The organism is Priestia sp. P5_B4, assembly GCF_056400385.1.
Genome location: NZ_JBFULJ010000627.1, coordinates 1 through 2266, shown reverse-complemented (window position 1 = coordinate 2266; position 2266 = coordinate 1). Strand labels below are relative to the sequence as shown.

Here is a 2266-nt window from a genome sequence, read left to right as displayed (position 1 = left end):
AGACAGGTGTGGTTAAGTCACTAATTGCAATATCATGTGGAACGGGTGGCTGAATATGATTATCTAGGAGGGCTTTGCCAAAGATCTGCACATGTTTTTCCGAGATTTCAGCCCCTCTTAACATCCATTTTTGAATTTTTTCGCGTTGAGATGTTTGGGCAAAGCTAAGAGCTAGCTTACTGCMGATGATGTTGGTTTGAATGTTCATATATAAATGCGATATTTCAATGGCATTCAAAGGACGCTCTTTGCTAAAAAACGAAAAGCCACTAAGATAGCTTTTGCTGTCTACAGTATCTGGTTGAGTAGGGTAAGCAATATAAGGAGCTCGAACAAATAACCCTTTTGAAAGGGCGATATCCGAACTTTCATCATATAAATTGGAGGCCTCTTGAAGCCCCTCTTTAAAATATAATCTTATATCTTTTCGAGCACTCATGGATAGAAACCCACTAAATGCTAGCATCCCTACTTTTGCCATGTGATTAACGTATGTAAGAATAAAGGTATCGGTGTACAGACGGCCAGTATCCTTATTCACATCGTGTTCATTTGTAAATCCTATAGGAAGAGGAATTTCTTCCCTTTGAAATAAAGCACGAAGTTTTTCTACATGAACAGCTGAAAGATCATAAGCTATTTGAACAATCGATTTAATTTCTTTATCTTCAATATGTTTTAAGAAATAACCAAGTATACATTTGGACATACTATCATTCATATAGCCAGTCCACGTGCAGGCTATTTCAGCTGACGTAAGCTTTGTGTTATGTTCAGTCATGAGCAGTTTCCTCCACTTGATATTTTAGGTTGTCACTATATCATTTGCAGAAAACTGCTATTTTTATGCCTTGTAGGGGTACATTTAATCAGATTCAAGTTACTTTTCATTGGTTTTTCATATTAAAACAAGTATATTGTTTCACTTCTATAGTTTCCGATAATACCTGTTATGTTAACTAGTTCTTTATATCGTATATATTATAAGAATGAAAAAAGAGCTAACTATAGCTCTTTTTCATTCTTACTTACTCGTGTTTGTTTTACACTATATAATGAAAACAATTAGTTGACTATTTTTATTATGAAAAGGTTTAAGCAGGATATTCATCAATTTTGATACGAAGTAAACTATAAGGTTTCTCTCGTAAGTCTTTTCCATAATGAAATCTAGGCTGCCGATGTAATTGGTTTACAATGACATACAAATATTGATCCGGACCAATTGAAAAAGTATCCGGCCACAAAATTCTCGGATCATGTGCGATAGTTTCCATTATACCATTTGGCAATATCTTACGAATACTGTTGTTTTCGTAATCTCCAGCATAAACAGTTCCCTTTGCATCGGTGATCATTCCATCAGACGCACCTTTTTCTCCCCAATACTCCACATGATAAATTAAATCTTTGTCTGGTATAGTTCGGTCTCTTAGAACTTCTGTTGAAATCGAGAAAAGATGACGACTGGTTAGTGGACAAAAAAATAAAACTTTGCCATCGGGAGAAATCGCTATTCCATCAGAAGCCAATCTAAATGGGGAAGTTGATCCATCTATGTTTCTATTCATCAAAATTTCACCTTCTACCTTCGGTAAAAAATAGGGATCGGGTGAAGTTGATTTTGCTCCATTTAACCGTCTAAACGCGTTTCCATTTGATAAATCTACGACAATAATAGCTCCTGGTCCTTTTGAAGAAGAATCTGTTATATAGGCATAACCTGCTTTTCCAACACGAAAATCAAAACGGACATCATTCAGATAAGTTGTAGGTAGAACAACATCTTCTGTAAAGGTATATACTTTTCTTATTGTATTGGTTTCTAAATCAACAGCGACTAATTTCGCTCCCCCCTTAATAGGTTCAGAAAAATTGGGTGCTGCTGTATCTAATATCCAAAGCGTTCCCCTTCCATCAGCAACTACACTTTGGACACTGATGAAAGTCATTGTGATGTTTTCGGAGTTAACCAAATTGGTTTGTAAATTAGGATAGGACTGCAATTTCCCCTGAACAATTTCCGCCACTGTAAATTTAACATCGTCTCCCCATTTCGGAAAGCAAATGAAAATACGACCGGTTTCTGAAACAGTAACACCTGTAGGCATAGCCCCATAAAACGCATAAACTAGTTCTAAATTACCGAAATGTTTTTCACTAGGTAACATAGGTTTCATAATATCCTCCTCAAACATTCAAACGGGATATCTCATATATATGATTTATAGTTTTTCTAATGCATGTTTCTTAATAAGTTTTCTAT

2 protein-coding genes are annotated in these 2266 nt (G+C 35.5%); both read right to left on the bottom strand.

The features are described from left to right. Positions 1–781: DUF3231 family protein (locus tag AC1DRF_RS23900; protein WP_477741864.1), on the bottom strand; the 781-nt coding region annotated here is incomplete at its 3' end. Positions 782–1094: 313 nt separating this feature from the next. After that, positions 1095–2180 carry an L-dopachrome tautomerase-related protein gene (locus AC1DRF_RS23895; RefSeq protein WP_477741863.1) on the bottom strand — a complete coding sequence of 362 codons (1086 nt, stop codon included), beginning with the start codon at positions 2178–2180 and terminating at the stop codon, positions 1095–1097. Between the last annotated feature and the right edge of the window lie 86 nt (positions 2181–2266).

Excerpts from the sequence above, each read along its gene's own strand:
- AC1DRF_RS23895 (WP_477741863.1), bottom strand. The coding sequence starts at position 2,180 with ATGAAACCTATGTTACCTAGTGAAAAACATTTCGGTAATTTAGAACTA.